General features: G+C 61.5%; 16 protein-coding genes. 9 read left to right on the top strand and 7 right to left on the bottom strand.

The genetic code is table 11. The features are described from left to right. Nucleotides 1-87: 87 nt before the first annotated feature. The 3 genes from C2L64_RS43690 (at nt 88) to C2L64_RS43680 (ending at nt 2,027) form a co-directional block, all read left to right on the top strand. Nucleotides 88-372, top strand: coding sequence for a hypothetical protein (locus C2L64_RS43690; RefSeq protein ID WP_009771487.1), 285 nt, complete (start codon nt 88-90; stop codon nt 370-372). Beyond that, nucleotides 369-1,328, top strand: a complete 960-nt coding sequence (locus tag C2L64_RS43685) for a quinone oxidoreductase family protein (RefSeq protein ID WP_009771488.1) — start codon at nt 369-371, stop codon at nt 1,326-1,328. Before C2L64_RS43690 ends, C2L64_RS43685 begins: the two co-directional genes overlap by 4 nt. An 84-nt stretch (nt 1,329-1,412) precedes the next feature. Then, nucleotides 1,413-2,027: a LysE family translocator gene (locus C2L64_RS43680; protein ID WP_009771489.1), complete on the top strand. Its 615-nt coding sequence runs from the start codon at nt 1,413-1,415 to the stop codon at nt 2,025-2,027. Nucleotides 2,028-2,029: 2 nt separating this feature from the next. Here C2L64_RS43680 and proP read toward each other — a convergent pair whose 3' ends face one another. After that, nucleotides 2,030-3,496, bottom strand: coding sequence for a glycine betaine/L-proline transporter ProP (gene proP, locus C2L64_RS43675; RefSeq protein WP_009771490.1), 1,467 nt, complete (start codon nt 3,494-3,496; stop codon nt 2,030-2,032). Nucleotides 3,497-3,688: 192 nt separating this feature from the next. Between proP and C2L64_RS43670 the strand changes: the two genes are divergently transcribed. Further along, nucleotides 3,689-4,252, top strand: a complete 564-nt coding sequence (locus tag C2L64_RS43670; protein WP_242681920.1) for a GNAT family N-acetyltransferase — start codon at nt 3,689-3,691, stop codon at nt 4,250-4,252. A gap of 71 nt (nt 4,253-4,323) precedes the next feature. Here the strand turns inward: C2L64_RS43670 and poxB are convergent, their stop codons facing one another. The 5 genes from poxB to C2L64_RS43645 form a co-directional block, all read right to left on the bottom strand. After that, nucleotides 4,324-6,045: a ubiquinone-dependent pyruvate dehydrogenase gene (poxB, locus tag C2L64_RS43665; RefSeq protein ID WP_009771492.1), complete on the bottom strand. Its 1,722-nt coding sequence runs from the start codon at nt 6,043-6,045 to the stop codon at nt 4,324-4,326. Nucleotides 6,046-6,203: 158 nt separating this feature from the next. Next, a complete protein-coding gene (locus tag C2L64_RS43660; RefSeq protein ID WP_009771493.1) occupies nt 6,204-6,629 on the bottom strand; it encodes an SRPBCC family protein in 426 nt (141 codons plus the stop codon). A 63-nt stretch (nt 6,630-6,692) separates the two neighbouring features. Further along, entirely contained in the window at nt 6,693-7,811 is a 1,119-nt protein-coding gene (locus C2L64_RS43655) for an alkene reductase (protein WP_009771494.1), read from the bottom strand. 53 nt (nt 7,812-7,864) lie between these two features. Next, nucleotides 7,865-8,671 carry a 2,5-didehydrogluconate reductase DkgB gene (gene dkgB, locus C2L64_RS43650; RefSeq protein ID WP_009771495.1) on the bottom strand — a complete coding sequence of 269 codons (807 nt, stop codon included), beginning with the start codon at nt 8,669-8,671 and terminating at the stop codon, nt 7,865-7,867. Nucleotides 8,672-8,824: 153 nt separating this feature from the next. Beyond that, nucleotides 8,825-10,027, bottom strand: coding sequence for an MFS transporter (locus C2L64_RS43645; protein ID WP_009771496.1), 1,203 nt, complete (start codon nt 10,025-10,027; stop codon nt 8,825-8,827). Nucleotides 10,028-10,142: 115 nt separating this feature from the next. Here C2L64_RS43645 and C2L64_RS43640 point away from each other — a divergent pair, with 115 nt between their 5' ends. From C2L64_RS43640 to C2L64_RS43630, 3 genes are all read left to right on the top strand, one after another. After that, nucleotides 10,143-11,045: a LysR family transcriptional regulator gene (locus C2L64_RS43640; protein WP_009771497.1), complete on the top strand. Its 903-nt coding sequence runs from the start codon at nt 10,143-10,145 to the stop codon at nt 11,043-11,045. A 269-nt stretch (nt 11,046-11,314) separates the two neighbouring features. Continuing rightward, nucleotides 11,315-12,520 carry an NAD(P)/FAD-dependent oxidoreductase gene (locus tag C2L64_RS43635; protein WP_039902998.1) on the top strand — a complete coding sequence of 402 codons (1,206 nt, stop codon included), beginning with the start codon at nt 11,315-11,317 and terminating at the stop codon, nt 12,518-12,520. Nucleotides 12,521-12,599: 79 nt separating this feature from the next. Continuing rightward, nucleotides 12,600-13,172 (top strand): YbhB/YbcL family Raf kinase inhibitor-like protein, encoded by a 573-nt coding sequence (locus C2L64_RS43630; RefSeq protein ID WP_009771499.1) that lies wholly within the window; start codon nt 12,600-12,602, stop codon nt 13,170-13,172. A gap of 26 nt (nt 13,173-13,198) precedes the next feature. Here C2L64_RS43630 and C2L64_RS43625 read toward each other — a convergent pair whose 3' ends face one another. Next, nucleotides 13,199-13,948 (bottom strand): SDR family NAD(P)-dependent oxidoreductase, encoded by a 750-nt coding sequence (locus C2L64_RS43625; protein ID WP_009771500.1) that lies wholly within the window; start codon nt 13,946-13,948, stop codon nt 13,199-13,201. A gap of 109 nt (nt 13,949-14,057) precedes the next feature. Between C2L64_RS43625 and C2L64_RS43620 the strand changes: the two genes are divergently transcribed. Together C2L64_RS43620 and C2L64_RS43615 are read left to right on the top strand one after the other, a co-directional pair. After that, on the top strand, nt 14,058-14,942 hold the full coding sequence (locus C2L64_RS43620) for a LysR family transcriptional regulator (RefSeq protein WP_009771501.1): 885 nt from the start codon (nt 14,058-14,060) through the stop codon (nt 14,940-14,942). 205 nt (nt 14,943-15,147) lie between these two features. Then, nucleotides 15,148-15,891: an SDR family NAD(P)-dependent oxidoreductase gene (locus tag C2L64_RS43615; RefSeq protein ID WP_007748485.1), complete on the top strand. Its 744-nt coding sequence runs from the start codon at nt 15,148-15,150 to the stop codon at nt 15,889-15,891. Nucleotides 15,892-15,910 lie beyond the last annotated feature (19 nt).

The raw sequence follows: 15,910 nt of genomic DNA, 5'->3' as shown, positions 1-15,910 counted from the left end.
AAACCGTATCGAATGGCCTTTATACCTGAGACGGGCCGATCCTGCAGACCTAGACTGGCCGCATCACCACTACGAGGAGTTCAGTCGATGCGAGCCGAACAGCTTCTTCCCGACCACGCCGATCATATCGACGTAGGCGGCACGACGATCCGCAAGGGCACCGTCGCGGCGTTTCTTGCGAATGCGCGCGTGTGGAGCGATGCCCAGGCGAGCGAGACGGCGCGCGCGCAGGCCGCCGCCGATATCGTCGATGCTTTGCCCGCGTTGCGCGCAACCGGGCTTTTCGAGGTGCTCGCCATTCGCGACTGCGAACTGCGCGCGTGGATCGATACGCAGATGGCGCATGTGCCGTCCGTTGAGGTGCAATCATGAAAGCAGCCGTCGTCACGCAAGCGGGACAGATGCCTGTCTATGCCGAGTTCGATGCGCCAGTGACGGAAGCGGGTCACGTGCTGATCGATGTTGAAGCCTCGGCGTTGAGCCACGTCACGCGTGCGAAGGCGTCTGGCGCGCATTATTCGTCGACGGGACGTTTTCCGTTTGTCGCAGGCATTGACGGCGTTGGCCGTCGTGAAGACGGTACGCGTGTCTATTTCTTCGGGCCGAAAGAACCATCGGGCGGGCTCGCGCAGCGAGCCCTCGTGCCGGAAGCGCAATGCTTCGCCATTCCCGAGACATTCGATCCCGTTACCGCCGCAGCGATGGCGATTCCGGGCATGTCGTCGTGGGCGGCACTTACCGAACGCGCGAAGTTCGTGGCCGGCGAGACGGTGCTCATCAATGGAGCGACGGGCGCGTCGGGACGACTCGCAGTGCAGATTGCGAAGCACCTGGGCGCGGCGAACGTGATCGCGACGGGGCGTCATCGGCAGACGCTCAGCGAGTTGAAGGCGCTTGGTGCCGACCGTGTCGTTTCGCTCGATCAGGACGACGCGGCGCTGCATCGCGCGGTCGAGCCGCATTTTCGCGAAGGCGTCGATGTGGTGCTCGACTACTTGTGGGGGTCGAGTGCGCAAACGTTGCTGACGTGCGCGGCTCGCTCGCTGCCCGACGGCTACCCGATGCGCTTCGTGCAGATCGGCTCGATTGGCGGCGCGAGCCTCGAATTGCCGGGTGCCGTGCTGCGCGCGTCAGCGATCAGCCTGCTTGGGAGCGGCATCGGCAGCGTTCCTTTTGAACGTTTGATGCATGCAGTAAGCGAAGTACTGCATGCCGCGTTGCCGGCTCGTATGGAGATAGCGACGCAGGCGGTTCCGCTGGCTGAGCTGGCGATGCATTGGCAGAACGATGCGGGGCGGGCGCGGACTGTGTTCACGATGCAGCGGTGACGAAATGGCATGGCGCAGCAGGGTTTCGAATAGCCTCGGGTATGATGGAAATCCAACTTTCGTCCAACGTCCGCGGAAGAAAACATGCTCGATCCCATCAACAGTTTGCTCGCGCTGTGCGGCGTGTTGCTGCTTAGTGTTGCCAGCCCGGGGCCTAACTTCGTGATCGTCACATCGACGGCGGTTGCGTCGCGACGCGCGGGCGTATCGACTGGACTTGGACTGGCGGCTGCGTCGGGCACATGGGCGTTGATAGCGATTGCGGGCCTGAGTCTGATCGTCACGCACGTCGCCTGGATCGAGACGGCGTTGCGGATTGCGGGCGCGGCCTATCTGATTTGGCTCGGCGCGAAGATGATCGTGACTGCGCGCCAACCTTTGTCCACACCGGCACGGACCGCCGGGTCCGGTTGGGCCGCCGCGAAACGTGGCTATTTCGTGAGCATGACGAATCCCAAATCGGTCGCGTTCTACGGAAGCATATTTGCCGTGATGGTGCCCGCGCATGCCGCACTATCGTTCGATATCGCGGTCGTGGCGCTCTCGATCGGCATATCGTGCGCGTGGTACTGCGCGATGGCGCTGCTGGCCTCTCACCCCGCCATCCGTGGCTTCATGGTTCGGCGCAAAACCGTGATCGATACGACGGCGGGCGTGCTGTTGATTGGGCTCGGTGGAAGGATGCTTGCTGGGCGCTGACGTTACGCACGTTCCCGCACCAGCTCCAGGCGTTTCTTCTCAGCGTGAGCGCGTTTGGCCCCGCGAATCAGGCTCATCGCTTCCGCATGTGTCGCCACGCACGGACCCGAGCCGAGCAACGGCTTGCATGAAGTCTCGCGCAGCGCGAGCACCGAGACGATACCGATGATCGATGCGCCCATCAGGTAGTACGCGGGCATCATCGCGTCACCGGTTCTGTCTACGAGCCATGCAGCAACCAGCGGCGTCGTACCGCCGAACAGCGACACCGACACGTTGAAACCGATCGCCAGCGCGCCGTAACGGATCTTCGTCGGGAAGAGGGCAGGCAGCGACGACGGCATCACGCCCGTGAAGGTCGACAGCAGCGCGCCGAGAATCAGCAGGCCGCTGAACACGGGCAGCACCGTGCCCATGCGGATCAGCAGCAGCGCCGGAATCGACAGCACGAACAGACCCACGCAACCGAACAGCATGACGGGCTTGCGGCCGATCTTGTCCGACAGGTGGCCAGCGTAGAGCGTCATCGGCATCATCAGCACCATCACGAGCAGCACGAGGAACAGACCGTGCGACTCGTTGAAATGCAGCGTCGCCGACAGATAACTCGGCAGATACGAGAGCGCCATGTAGTCGGTGACGTTGAAGATCAGCACGAGGCCAACGCACAGCAGCAAGGGCTTCCATTGCTGCGCGAGCAGTTCCACGAATGTCTGCTGCGGACGCGACTTCTCATCCGCTTCACGCGCTTCCGCTTCCTTCTTGAAGGCAGGCGTTTCTTCGAGCTTCATGCGGATATACAGGCCGACAAGACCCAACGGACCGGCGATGAAGAACGGCACACGCCAGCCCCACGACAGCAGCGCTTCCTGCGACAGCGTCGCCGTCAGCACGGCAACCGTGCCTGCACCGAGGATATAGCCGACCAGCGTGCCGAACTCGAGGAAGCTCCCCGCGAAGCCGCGGCGGCGATCCGTCGCAAACTCGGCGATAAAGGTAGCGGCACCACCATACTCGCCACCCGTCGAGAAGCCCTGCACGAGACGTGCGACGAGCAGCAGCGCGGGCGCGAGAATGCCGATCGAACCATAGCTCGGAATCAGGCCGATCGCGAAGGTGCCGACGGCCATCATGATCATCGTCATTGCGAGCACGCGTTGTCGGCCGATGCGGTCGCCAAGCGGCCCGAACACCATGCCGCCGATCGGGCGCACGAGGAACGCGGCGGCGAACGTGCCGAAGGTCGCGATCAACTGAGCCGACGGGCTGCTCGACGGGAAGAACACTTTGCCGAGGGTGACGGCGATGTAGCTGTACACGCCGAAGTCGAACCATTCCATTGCGTTGCCGAGCGCCATGGCGCCGACGGCACGTTTGAGAAGGGAATTGTCGACGATCGTGATGTCGTCAAGCGTGAGCGACGGACTTGAAGAATCGCGGCTTGCGATGCGCGCTTGCGAATGACTCAATTGACACACTCCATGAATTGCATGGCGAACCCGGCGGATGCAGCAGGTATTCGATCGAACATGAAGCCGATCGCGAAATGGGGCGCCAATGGGCTGTGGAATGCCTTCGCGTTGAACACGCCAGGCAACATCATCAAGTAGAGTGTGCTGATATGCCCACGACGGGGCCGTCGCTCATGCGTCCGGAAACCGGTGGAAAACGACAGGAGGTGGGATTTGAATGATGGCGCGGGGTTATCGCAGAGTGTGAATATAAGGCTTGCGTCAATCGATGACGCACAAGGAATAGCGAAGGTTCATATCGCGGCCTGGCGGGACGCATACAAGGAATTGTTACCAATCGAATACCTGGCGAATCTCGACAAAAACGCAAGAGCGGAAAAATGGCGCAAGGCGCTGTTAGCGGGAGCGCCGTGCGTGATGGTTGCTTTGATGAACGATGTCGTGGTCGGCTGGGTTGCGTTCGGTCCCTCGCGTGACGAAGACCTTGACTCGCGCTGTGCGGAGATCGAGGCGATTTACGTTGCGTCGGAGTTCTGGAGTCGCGGCATCGGCACTGCGCTGATTCATGCGGCTTGCGAGAGGCTTCGTGCAAAAGGCTACGGTACTGTCGCGCTGTGGGTGTTGAAAGAAAACGCAGCAGCGTGTTCCTTCTACACTCAGGGAGGATTCGAGCGCGACGGCTCTGCCAAAGTGGTCGAGATTGGAGGAGCGCTATTAACGGAAGTGCGCGTCACACGCGAAATTGCGATCTGACGGAATCAATGCCGGACTTCGGCGGCCGCCATCCTCAAAGTACGAATGGCGGCGCACCGAAGGCCCATGCATCAACGGAAATTCGTCTGCACGAGATCCACGATTTCGTCGCCACGGCCATTCAGAATGGCGCGCATCATGTACAGACTAAAACCCTTGGCCTGTTCAAGCTCGATCTTCGGCGGCATCGCGAGTTCCTGTTTCGCCGTCACGACATCGACGACGGCAGGACCATCATGCGCGAAGGCTGCCTTCAACGCCCCGGCAACCTGTTCCGAATCTTCGACGCGAATGCTAAAGATGCCCGCGCCTTTCGCAATCGCTGCAAAGTCAGTCTTGCTCAGATCGACATTCGTGTCGAGATAGCCACTCGCCTTCAGCTCCATCGAAACAAAACCCAGCACGCTATTGTTGAACACCACGACCTTGATAGGCAGCCCGAGCTGACGCGCGGTCAGCAGATCGCCGAGCAGCATCGACAGGCCGCCGTCACCCGAAAGCGACACGACCTGGCGGCCCGGATGCGCGCCCTGCGCGCCGAGCGCCTGCGGCATCGCATTCGCCATCGATCCATGATTGAACGAACCGTGCAACTGACGCTTGCCGTTCATCGTCAGATAGCGTGCCGACCACACGGTCGGCGTGCCGACATCGGCGGTGAAGATGGCATCCTCGCTTGCGATCTCGTCGATCATGCGCGTGAGGTACTGCGGATGCACCGGTTTGCCTGCGGGCGAAGGCGTCGCGAGGTCGTCGAGGCTCTTGCGCGCGGCGGCGTAATGCTTGCGCGCTGTGTCGATGAAGCCGCGGTCCTGCTTGCGCTGAAGCCTGGGCAGCGTCGCCGAGATCGTCTCCTTGATCGTGCCTACGAGACCCAACGTCAGCGGCGCGCGATGACCGAGTTGCGACCCCTTCCAGTCGATCTGGACGATCTTCGCGTGCGACGGGTAGAACGGGCGATACGGAAAATCGCAGCCGAGCAGCAGTAGCGTGTCGCACGACATCATCGCGTGATAGCCCGAGCTGAAACCGATCAGCCCCGTCATGCCGACGTCGAAAGGATTGTCGTATTCGACGAACTGCTTGCCGCGCAACGCATGCACGACAGGCGCGCCGAGCGTATCGGCAAGCGCCACGACTTCATCGTGCGCGCCCTGCGTGCCGCTGCCGCACATGATCGTGACGGCATCCGACCCATTCAACAGCGTCGCAAGACGCTCCAGATCGGCCTCCGCAGGCACGATGCGCGGCGGCGCGCTTTCCGTCCACGTCGGTGCTTCATCGGGGCCGTCGCCCAATGCGACGTCGCCTGGCAACACGATCACAGCGACGCCGCGCTCCTCGATGGCCGTTCGCATCGCGCGCGCGAGGACGCGCGGAAACTGCCCGGCGGACGACACGAGCTCCACGTAATGGCTGCACTCCTTGAACAACTCTTGGGGATGCGTTTCCTGGAAGTAGCCGAGGCCGATCTCCGTCGACGGAATATGCGCGGCGATCGCGAGCACGGGCTGGTGATTGCGATGACAGTCGAACAGACCATTGATCAGATGCAGATTACCCGGGCCGCAACTGCCCGCGCACACGGCGAGCTGGCCGGTGGATGCTGCATCGGCGCCCGCCGCGAACGCCGCGGACTCTTCGTGGCGCGTATGCATCCAGCGGATGCCGCCGACCTTGTCGAGCGCGTAGGCGAGGCCATTCAGGCTGTCGCCCGTCACGCCCCAGATGCGTTCGACGCCCGCTGCCGCGAGCGTTTGAGCCAGGTAAGCTGCAATGGTGTTTGCTGACATGTAAATCTCCGTTGACCAGTCATGGCGAATGTTGCGGTTACTGCGGAGCCCAAGAAAGCAGGGCGCCGCAGTAGCTACGCAACGTACTGGTACGACGGATGCCGCGTTTCGTAAAACGCACGCGCCGTTCAAAATGGCACGTACAGGTTCAGCGCGGGTCAGCGGCCCTGAGTTTCCAGAACCGCCTTGAGGCGCGTCAGGCCCGCCAGGTACAGACTCCGATAATGGGCGGTGAGCGACTCGGCCTCGTTCGGGTCGTTTGGCTCGAAGCGGCTCGCCCATGTCACCGTGGTGTGATGCGCGTCGATCCTGCGCAACGACATCGACGCGGTGTAATCCGTCACGGGGTCCGGGCCTTCGAGGATCGTGTAAAGGTATTGCAGGTTCTGATCGCTGTGATCGAGCAGCCTTTCGACGATCGACGAACCATTGACCGCTTCGAGATGGCGAACCCGTCCGCCGTCCGACAGCCGCGACGCGCGAATGAGTTCGAGCCAGCCCGGCAATCCGTCGAAGTCGCCGACCACGGGCCACACGATTTCCGCTGATACTGCAATGTCTATCGATACGCTAACGCTTGCCATATTCTTTCCTGTGAGCATTAAACGCGCGGCGTCGGTGCGTTGTCGCCGATCGCGGACCGTTCGTCAGTCGTTCGTGCCCGTGAGAGCCGGGTAATCCGTGAGCCCCTGAGCGCCACCGCCAAACAGTGTTTCGCGATGATGCGTGGCAAGATCGGCCCCGCTTTGCAGGCGCTGCGGCAGATCGGGATTTGCAACGAAAGGGCGGCCGAATGCAATGAGATCGGCCCAACCCGCGGCGATGGCTTCGCGAGCGCGATCCGCCGTGTATTTGCCCGCATAGATCAGCGTGCCCGAATAGGCTTGCCGGATGCGCTGCTTGAATTCGACGGGCATATGCGGCGCATCGTCCCAATCGGCTTCCGCGATATGGATATACGCAACGCCGATTTCACCGAGCAGCTTCGCGGCTGCGATGTAGGTCGTTTCGGGGTCTGCATCGACGCATCCGTTGAGCGTGGTCAGCGGCGCAAGGCGGATGCCGACGCGCTGCGCGTCGCCCGTGCCGTCGATCAGCGCGCGCGTGACTTCGTCCAGAAACCGCAGGCGATTCTCCAGCGAGCCGCCGTATTCATCGGTGCGATTGTTCGCTCCGGAGTCGATGAACTGATTGACCAGATAGCCGTTGGCCGCATGCAGCTCGACGCCATCGAAGCCTGCCAGCATCGCGTTGCGGGCCGCGTCCCGATACTGCCCGACCACTTCGGCGATTTCCGCCGTGCTCAGCGCGCGTGGGGCCGATGCCTGCACGAAGCCCGGCACGTTGCTGCCGTCGGCGCTTGCGATGAACACGTTGACGCCCTTCGCCTGAAGCGCAGATGACGACACCGGCTGTTCGCCGCCGAGCAGGCTCGTATGGCTCAACCGGCCGACATGCCACAGCTGCGCGAAGATGCGTCCGCCCGCTTCGTGGACAGCCGTCGTGACCTTGCGCCAGCCGTCGATCTGCGCCTGCGTATGAATGCCGGGCGTCCACGCATAGCCCTTCGCGAGCGGCGAAATGTAGGTGCCTTCGCTGACGATCAGGCCGGCGCTTGCGCGTTGCGCGTAGTAGGCGGCCATCAGATCGTTGGCTTCGTCGCCGGGCTGGCTGGCGCGCGAGCGCGTCATCGGCGGCATCACGATCCGGTTAGGAAGGGTGAGGGCGCCGAGCGTGAGGGGTTCGAAAAGCGGGTCGTTCTTCATGATGCGATTCCTTGCGTCGCTCGCGGCATGTTCGCCGCGATCGTGGTTTCTCGTTAGTCCCAGACCGGCGCGAGACCGGCGGGGCTGACTTCGCGGCCATTGCGTTCGAGCGCGGCGATCTGCGCCATGTCGTCGGCCGACAGCGGGAGCTGTTGCGCGAGCAGGTTGCTGGCGAGGTTCTCGCGCTTCGTCGATGACGGAATCACCGAATAGCCCAGTTGCAGCGCCCAGGCGAGCGCGACTTGCGCCGGCGTGGCTTCGTGCCGTTTGGCGATCGCGCCGATAACGGGGTCCTTCAGCACCTTGCCGTAGGCGAGCGTCATGTACGACGTGACATGAATGTCTTGTTCGCCGAGGAATTCGACGAGCTTGCGGTTCTGCAGATACGGGCTCAGCTCGATCTGATTGGTCGCAATGTTGTCTTTGCCGACCAGCGCAATGGCCTGCTTCGTCAGCTCGATGTTGAAGTTCGAAATACCGATCTGGCGCGTGAGTCCTTGCGCCTTCGCATCCGCGAGTGCGCTCATGAATTCTTCGAGCGGCACGCCGTTGTCCGGCGCGGGCCAGTGAATCAGCGTCAGGTCGACCTGATCGGTACGCAGCTTCGTCAGGCTGTCTTTCAGGCTCGGAACGAGTTTGTTGCGCGAGTAGTTGTCGACCCAGATCTTCGTCGTCAGAAACAGTTCGTCGCGCGCGACGCCCGATGCGGCGATCACTTCGCCGACTTCCGCTTCATTGCCGTAGATCTGCGCGGTGTCGATGGTGCGATAGCCCAGTTCGAGGCCGTTGCGCACCGAATCGATGACAACCTGCCCTTGCAGCCGAAACGTGCCGAGACCGAATGCCGGAATGTGATTCATGGTGATACCCCCAGATTGATAGATTTGCCTGGCGATGAACAAGGTTCATTCTGCCCCGTTCGATTCGTTCGAAAAACTGCTTGAAACGGGAAAGAAACTTGATTTCTAGTCAAGAGTCAGACCTGACGTACCCCGTGCGGATTCGATTCGAATTCAATGAGTCACCGCGACGGCTTCGGCCGTGCGCCCGGCGAGTCCTGCGCGGCGGTCGAGGCGGCCGCTCCACGCCGTCAACCCGAACGCCAGCACGGTTACGGCAGCGGCGATCCACGGCGTGTGGCCCAGCCCCAGATGCGCGACGATCACGCCGCCCAGCGACGAGCCGCCCGCCACGCCAAGGTTGAACGCGGCGATGTTGAAGCCCGACGCGACATCCGTTGCTTGCGGCGCGAACTGCTGCGCCTGCTTGACGACATAGACCTGAAGGCCGGGCACGTTGCCGAACGCGACAGCACCCCACGCGAGCATGGTCAGCACGGCGAGCCACGCGTTGTGCGATGTGAACGTGAACACCAGCAGCACGGCAGCGAGCAGCAGGAATATCCGCTTCAGCGCCTTCACAGGTCCTTGCGCGTCGGCGAGCTTGCCGCCCCACACGTTGCCTGCCGCGACGGAAACGCCATACGCGACGAGCACCATGCTGACCTGCGACGGCGTGAATCCCGTGATCTGTTCGAGAATCGGCGCCATGAACGTGAACGCGATCAGCGAGCCACCATAACCGACGGCCGTCATCGCATACACGAGCAAGAGGCGCGGATGGACGATCACGCGAGCCTGCTGGCTGAGCGGAGCGGGCCGCTTGTGCGGCAGGTTGTTCGGCATGAAGAACAACGCGCCGAGCATCGCGACGAAGCCGAACAGCGCGACGACGAGAAACGTCGCGCGCCAGCCGAAATGCTGGCCGATGAACGTGCCAAGCGGAATGCCCGCGACGAACGCGACGGTCATGCCGCTGAACATCGTGGCGATGGCGCTGGCGGATTTCTCTTTCGGCACGAGCGTTGTCGCAATGATCGAGCCGACCGAGAAGAACACGCCGTGCGCGAGCCCCGTCAGAATGCGCGCCACGACAAGCGATTCATACGAAGGCGCGCGCCACGCGACCAGATTGCCGATCGTGAAGAGCGCCATTAGCGCGATCAGCAAGGTCTTGCGCGGCACGCGCCCTGTCAGCGCGGTCAACAGCGGCGCGCCGATGGCGACGCTCAACGCATAAAGACTGACGAGCAGACCCGCGGAGGGGAGCGTGACACCGAGATCGGCGGCGATCGTCGGGATGAGTCCAACGATGACGAACTCGGTCGTCCCGATTGCAAAGGCGCTGAGCGTCAGCGCGAAGAGGGCAAGTGGCATGGTCGTCTACCAGGAAGCATGATTGAAAGGCTTTAACGGATGGACGAAGTGTGCCGGCTTTACTTTTGCAGAAAAACTGGTCTATAAAGGAAACACTTTTGATTTCAGATCAAGTATGAAAGTTACTCTCGATGAACTGCAAACCTTCGCGGCCGTAGTCGACACGGGCTCGATCACGGCCGCTGCCGAGCAACTGGAGCAGACCGTGTCGGGTGCGAGCCGGACCTTGGGACGACTCGAGGAAAAGCTGCAAACCACGCTGCTGCGCCGGACCACACGGCGCCTCGAACTGACGGAGGAGGGCAAGGCCTTTCTGCAAAACGCGCGCGAGATCATCGATGCAGTCGAGAACGCCGAAGAGCAACTCGCCGCGCGCCGCGAGCGGCCTTCCGGACGGTTGCGCGTCGATGCGGCCACGCCGTTCATGCTGCATGTGATCGTGCCGCTCATCGCGGGTTATCGCGCGCGCTATCCGCAGGTCGAACTGGAACTGAACAGCAACGAAGGCATCATCGATCTTCTCGAACGCCGCACCGACGTCGCGATCCGGATTGGACGGCTCAAAGATTCGACGCTGCATAGCCGGCCGGTGGGCAGCAGTCGCATACGGGTGCTGGCCACGCCCGAATACCTTAAGGCGTATGGTCATCCGAAACGCGTGGACGACCTCGCGAAGCACTCGCTGCTGGGATTTACGCAGCCCGAGTCGCTCAACGTCTGGCCGCTGGTCGGGCCGGACAATGAGCTGTATCGGATCGAGCCGGCCATCTCGTCGTCGAGCGGCGAAACGCTGCGGCAACTGGCGCTGGAGAGCGCGGGCATCGTTTGCCTGTCCGACTTCATGACGGGCCGCGACCGTCGCGAAGGCCGGCTCGTCCAGCTTTTTGCGCGGCAGACGCAGGATGTGCGGCAACCGATCAATGCCGTCTACTATCGCAACACGGCGATATCGGCGCGCATCGCTTCGTTCGTCGATTATCTGGCTGAGGCGGCGAAGACGACGGAGTTCGCGCGCTAGCCTTCCTGGCGGTCCCTGCTCCTGCCCCTGCCCCTGCTTTACCTCTCTGCAAAATCCCTTCTCGGTTCACTGCCTATTGTTGTCGTGCAGGCAACATGGTGAACGCGTTCGCGGTGCTTCTGGCGTTCGATCTCCAAACCTACAATCCGTCTCGACGATGGTCGCACGAGCAATGTCTCCAACGTCGATCAGGCGCATTCGCCAACGCTTTCCGCAAGCGTTTCTGCGCCTGTCGTCGACTTCGCAACTCTCTAAACGAAGGCAATATCATGTCGCAGAAGATCCTGATTGTGGGTGCTGGCTTTGCCGGCGTGTGGGGCGCGCTAGGCGCCGCTCGCGTGCTCGATGGCGCAGGTGTCAGAAGCAGCGACGTTGAAATCACGTTGATTTCGCCGAAGCCCGAACTGCAGATCCGCCCCCGTATGTACGAGGCCGAGCCGCAGAAGATGGCTGCGCCGCTGCTGCCGCTACTCGATGCCATTGGTGTGAAATATGTCGAAGGCAGCGTCGACGGCATTTCGGTTGAGGACAGGACCGTGAGCGTCGTGTCGGCCAACGGACAAAAGCGCTCGCTCGCGTACGACCGCCTGCTGCTGACGAGCGGCAGCAAACTCAGCAGGCCGCCTGTTCCGGGTCTGGAGCACGCGTTCTCGGTGGACCGTATCGAGGACGCAGTGGAACTCGATAACCATCTCGACAAGCTGGCGAAGCTGCCCGCTTCACCGGCCCGCAATACCGTCGCCGTGGTTGGCTGCGGCTTCACGGGCATCGAAGTCGCAACGGAGCTGCCGAAGCGGCTGCGCGAGAAGTTTGGCGCGGACGCGGCGATTCGCGTCGTGGTGATCGGCACGCAAGATGCAATCGGTCCGGATCTCGGACCGAATCCCCGCCCGTTCGTCGCCGAAGCCTTTGAATCGCTCGGCGTCGAGGCTGTGCTGGGATCGGGCGTGGTGTCCGTCGATGCTGGTGGCGTTCGCACGGCGTCGGGCCAACGCATCGAAGCGAGCACGGTGATCTGGGCGGGCGGCATGCGCGCGAGCCCGCTGGCCGCGCAGGTGTCGTCGAATCTCGACCCGCTCGGACGCGTCGAAGTGGCGCCGGATTTGCGCGTGCCCGAAGCGCCCAATGTATTCGTCGCGGGTGACGTCGCGAAAGCGTTGACCGACGACAGCGGCCGCTACGCGCTGATGTCCTGTCAGCACGCCATCGTGATGGGCCAATTCGGCGGACACAACGTCGCTGCGGATCTGCTCGGCGTGCCGACGCTGACGTATCGACAGCCGTTCTATGCCACTTGCGTCGATCTCGGCGAATGGGGTGCCGTCTATTCGGAAGGCTGGGACCGACAGATCAAGCTGACGCACGCCGAAGGGAAGGCGCGCAAGCAGATGATCAACACGCAGTGGATCTATCCGCCGGCGCCGAATCGCGCAGAGGCATTGGCAGCGGGCAATCCGCAAGCGTCTTTCAGCTAAGCCGTTAGTGCCGCCCGAGCCGTAGTGGCGAGGGCGGCGAACGCATGTTGCACTTTCTGTCTTTTCATTGGAGCGCACCATGAGATCCAACGTTTTGTTGCTGGCAACGTTCTGCTTACCGGTGCTATTGGCGATCATGCCGGCGATGGCTGTCGCCGAGCCGTTCACGGTCAAGGTGGATGGCCTGACGCGTGGACAGTTCGTGAACGAACAGGTGTACGGCGGATTTGGATGTCACGGCGATAACATTTCGCCGCATATCTCGTGGTCCCACGTTCCGCCCGCAGCGAAGAGCATTGTCGTGACGATTCATGATCCCGATGCGCCAACGGGCGGACTGGGCTGGACGCATTGGGAAGTCGTCAATATACCGGCGTCGGAATCATCGATCGAAAAGGGCGCTTCAGGCAATTCGAAATTGTTGCCGACAGGTGCAATGGAAACATTGACGGATTTCGGCGAGTCGAAATACGGCGGACCTTGCCCGCCTCAAGGTACATCACATCGATACATCGTCACAGCATCGGCGTTGAGCGTGTCGAGTATCGATGTGAAAGCGGCGTCAAGCCCGGCGCTCGTCGCTTATCAGATGCACGGAAAAGTAGTCGCACAGGCGCGCTATGTTGCGAAATATCACCGGACGGCGCAATGAGCATGAGGCCATGAAATGGCGGATGGTCACGTCAACGACATTCCGCCATCCACATTCAGATTGATGCCGTTCACGAAGCTGCCTTCTGCGCTGACGAGAAAAAGCGCTGCGCGAGCGAGTTCTTCTGGCCGGCCGAGACGACCGAGCGGAATACTGTTCGCAACGGTTGCCTCGAATGCGGGCCGGTCGGCGGATTCAATGCCGAGCTTGGACAGGATCGGCGTGTCGACAGGACCGGGACTCATCACGTTGACCCGAATGCCGCGCGACTTGAATTCGAGCGTCCAACTGCGCGCGAATGCTTCGATGGCGGCTTTTGTGCCCGCATAGACCGCGTGTCCGTCGAATACTTTGGAACTTGCAATCGAACTCGTCAAAAGAATGGCACCACCATCGCGCATCTGTGGTGCGATTTTCTGAACGCCGAAAAACACGGCTTTCGTATTGGTGGCGAAATGCGCGTCGTACGATTCATTGCTGACGTTATCGGACGAAGCGATCGTGTTGGTGCCCGCGTTCGCGACATAAATGTCGGCTCCGCCAAACCGTTCGGCAACCAGGGATGCCACACGATCATGCGTCTTCGGGTCAGCCATGTCGCCTGTCAGTCCGATTGCGCGACCGCCGAGTTCTGCCGCTGCCGCATCGACGGCATCGGATCGACGCCCAACTATCACGACGCTGGCACCTTCCGCCACGAACAGCTTTGCCGTGGCTAAGCCAATCCCGCTGTTGCCGCCCGTCACGACAGCGACTTTATTTTCGAGCCGGTTCAATTCAATCTCCGTTGTTTCCGCCAGTCTGGCGTACCTCGCCAATCTAGCGTGACGCGCGAGTGCGCTCCAGTCCAACAGCGGCACTATCAGTTTTGCCAATCAGTCATCAATGTCAGTCGAAAGATTTAGTGGTCTGCCCGCGTTCGTGCGGTCCGTTGAAGCAGGCTCATTTACGGCCGCCGCGCGTTCGCTCGGAACGACACCGTCCGCGGTGTCGAAGAGCGTCGCGCGTCTGGAAAAGCGGCTCGGTGTCACGCTGTTTCAGCGTTCCACGCGAGCGTTTGTTCTCACGAGCGAAGGGCAAACGTACTACGAGCGCATCGCACCGCTCATGCGCGGTCTCGACGAAGCGGATGAAGTTCTGGCGACGCCCGCGACAGCCGTCGGCACATTGCGCGTGAGTTTGCCAGGCGATCTCGGGCGGGCGCTGCTCGATCCGGTTACGCGGCAGTTGATGGCGCGTAATCCGGAACTGGCGCTGGAGGTGAGCGTAAGCGATCGCCATGTCGATGTTATCCGCGAGGGCTTCGATATCGCCATCAGGGTTGGGCATGTGGTGGACAGCGGATTGTATGTGCTTCCGATGGTCAGTCTGCCGCTCGTGCTGGTGGCTTCTCCAGCCTATCTGCGGGCGGCTGGGACACCGCGAACCATTGACGATCTCGCCGTGCGTCGCCATGTGCGCTACCGGCTCAATGGACGCGTAATTCCCATCACCTTTGCCAACGGAACTACGCTCGCAATTGACGGATCATTCGACGCTGACAGCGGCGACGCACTGCGAATAGCCGCCGTGAACGGGCTGGGTATCGCGCAGATTCTGCGAACGACGGTGCAGCGCGATCTTGACGCAGGCCGCTTGCATGTCGTGTTGCCTGATGTGCCATTGAGTTCAGTGCCTGTGCAGGCGCTTCATGCTTTCGGTCGAAGCGTGCCTACTCGCGCGAGGATATTTATCGACTTCCTTGCGGAACAGCTCGCCCTCTCCGCATAGCGCAATTCATTTCCTTTCGTTGTCGATAAGACTGCTGAAGTAGTCGAATCGTTTCGGGTCAGTTCGACATCGCGTGTTGTCAACTCGCTGAAAACAAAGTGTTCTTATGCTGGCCCGATCCTTGTTATATGAAGTGGGTCGTGACGGCTTGCGCTACGGGCCCAACGACAAGAGAACTTAATCGACGAACGAAAAGGAAAGAACCATGTTTGAAGGATTTGAGAATCGCCTTGCTGTCGTGACGGGTGCAAGTGCCGGTATTGGTCTTGCGACGGTTGATCGTCTGCTGGCGAGCGGGGCTCGCGTGCTGGCGATGAGTCGCACGATGGGTGAACTGGATTCGTTGCAGTCCAGATATGGTGACACGCTCAAATGGGTAAAAGGGGATGTCACGCAAAGCGGCGATCTCGCGGCGCTTTCTGAACATGCCCGTCAGATGGGCTCGGTCGACTTTCTGGTCCCCAATGCGGGTATTGCTGAGCTGGCCAATGGCCTGGAAGTATCCGCCTTCGAGCGGCAATGGGCCGTGAACGGCGCTGGTGCGCTGAACACGTTGTCGATCATGAGAGAGCAGTTGGGAAAGTCCGCATCGGTCGTTTTCATCGGGACGTTTCTGTCACAGGTCACGTTTCCGGGACTCGCCGCGTATATCGCCTCGAAGACCGCGCTCAAGGCACACGCAAGGACGCTCGCAGTCGAACTCGCAACTGACGGCACCAGAATCAATATCGTGTCGCCCGGTCCAACCGCGACGGCGATCTGGTCCAGCCTGGGATTGCCGCAAGCGCAACTTTCCGCGGTTGCGGAGCGCGTCAATCAGCGTTTGCTTCCCGGTCGCTTCCTTGAACCCGCCGCCATTGCGGACGCGATCATGTTCCTGCTCTCGCCCGCGTCACGCGGTATCTATGGCCAGGATCTGATCGTCGATAACGGATATACGCTGCAGTAAGCAGACCGAGCGACTGCGT

It is taken from the genome of Paraburkholderia hospita (assembly GCF_002902965.1).
Lineage (GTDB): Bacteria > Pseudomonadota > Gammaproteobacteria > Burkholderiales > Burkholderiaceae > Paraburkholderia > Paraburkholderia hospita.
The sequence above is the reverse complement of the archived record's forward strand: the minus strand, read 5'-3'. Positions and strand labels throughout refer to the sequence as shown.

Coding starts and splice junctions, on each gene's coding strand:
- C2L64_RS43690 (WP_009771487.1), top strand. CDS start 88: ATGCGAGCCGAACAGCTTCTTCCCGACCACGCCGATCATATCGACGTA.
- C2L64_RS43685 (WP_009771488.1), top strand. CDS start 369: ATGAAAGCAGCCGTCGTCACGCAAGCGGGACAGATGCCTGTCTATGCC.
- C2L64_RS43680 (WP_009771489.1), top strand. CDS start 1,413: ATGCTCGATCCCATCAACAGTTTGCTCGCGCTGTGCGGCGTGTTGCTG.
- poxB (WP_009771492.1), bottom strand. CDS start 6,045: ATGTCAGCAAACACCATTGCAGCTTACCTGGCTCAAACGCTCGCGGCA.
- C2L64_RS43660 (WP_009771493.1), bottom strand. CDS start 6,629: ATGGCAAGCGTTAGCGTATCGATAGACATTGCAGTATCAGCGGAAATC.
- C2L64_RS43655 (WP_009771494.1), bottom strand. CDS start 7,811: ATGAAGAACGACCCGCTTTTCGAACCCCTCACGCTCGGCGCCCTCACC.
- dkgB (WP_009771495.1), bottom strand. CDS start 8,671: ATGAATCACATTCCGGCATTCGGTCTCGGCACGTTTCGGCTGCAAGGG.
- C2L64_RS43645 (WP_009771496.1), bottom strand. CDS start 10,027: ATGCCACTTGCCCTCTTCGCGCTGACGCTCAGCGCCTTTGCAATCGGG.
- C2L64_RS43640 (WP_009771497.1), top strand. CDS start 10,143: ATGAAAGTTACTCTCGATGAACTGCAAACCTTCGCGGCCGTAGTCGAC.
- C2L64_RS43635 (WP_039902998.1), top strand. CDS start 11,315: ATGTCGCAGAAGATCCTGATTGTGGGTGCTGGCTTTGCCGGCGTGTGG.
- C2L64_RS43630 (WP_009771499.1), top strand. CDS start 12,600: ATGAGATCCAACGTTTTGTTGCTGGCAACGTTCTGCTTACCGGTGCTA.
- C2L64_RS43620 (WP_009771501.1), top strand. CDS start 14,058: ATGTCAGTCGAAAGATTTAGTGGTCTGCCCGCGTTCGTGCGGTCCGTT.
- C2L64_RS43615 (WP_007748485.1), top strand. CDS start 15,148: ATGTTTGAAGGATTTGAGAATCGCCTTGCTGTCGTGACGGGTGCAAGT.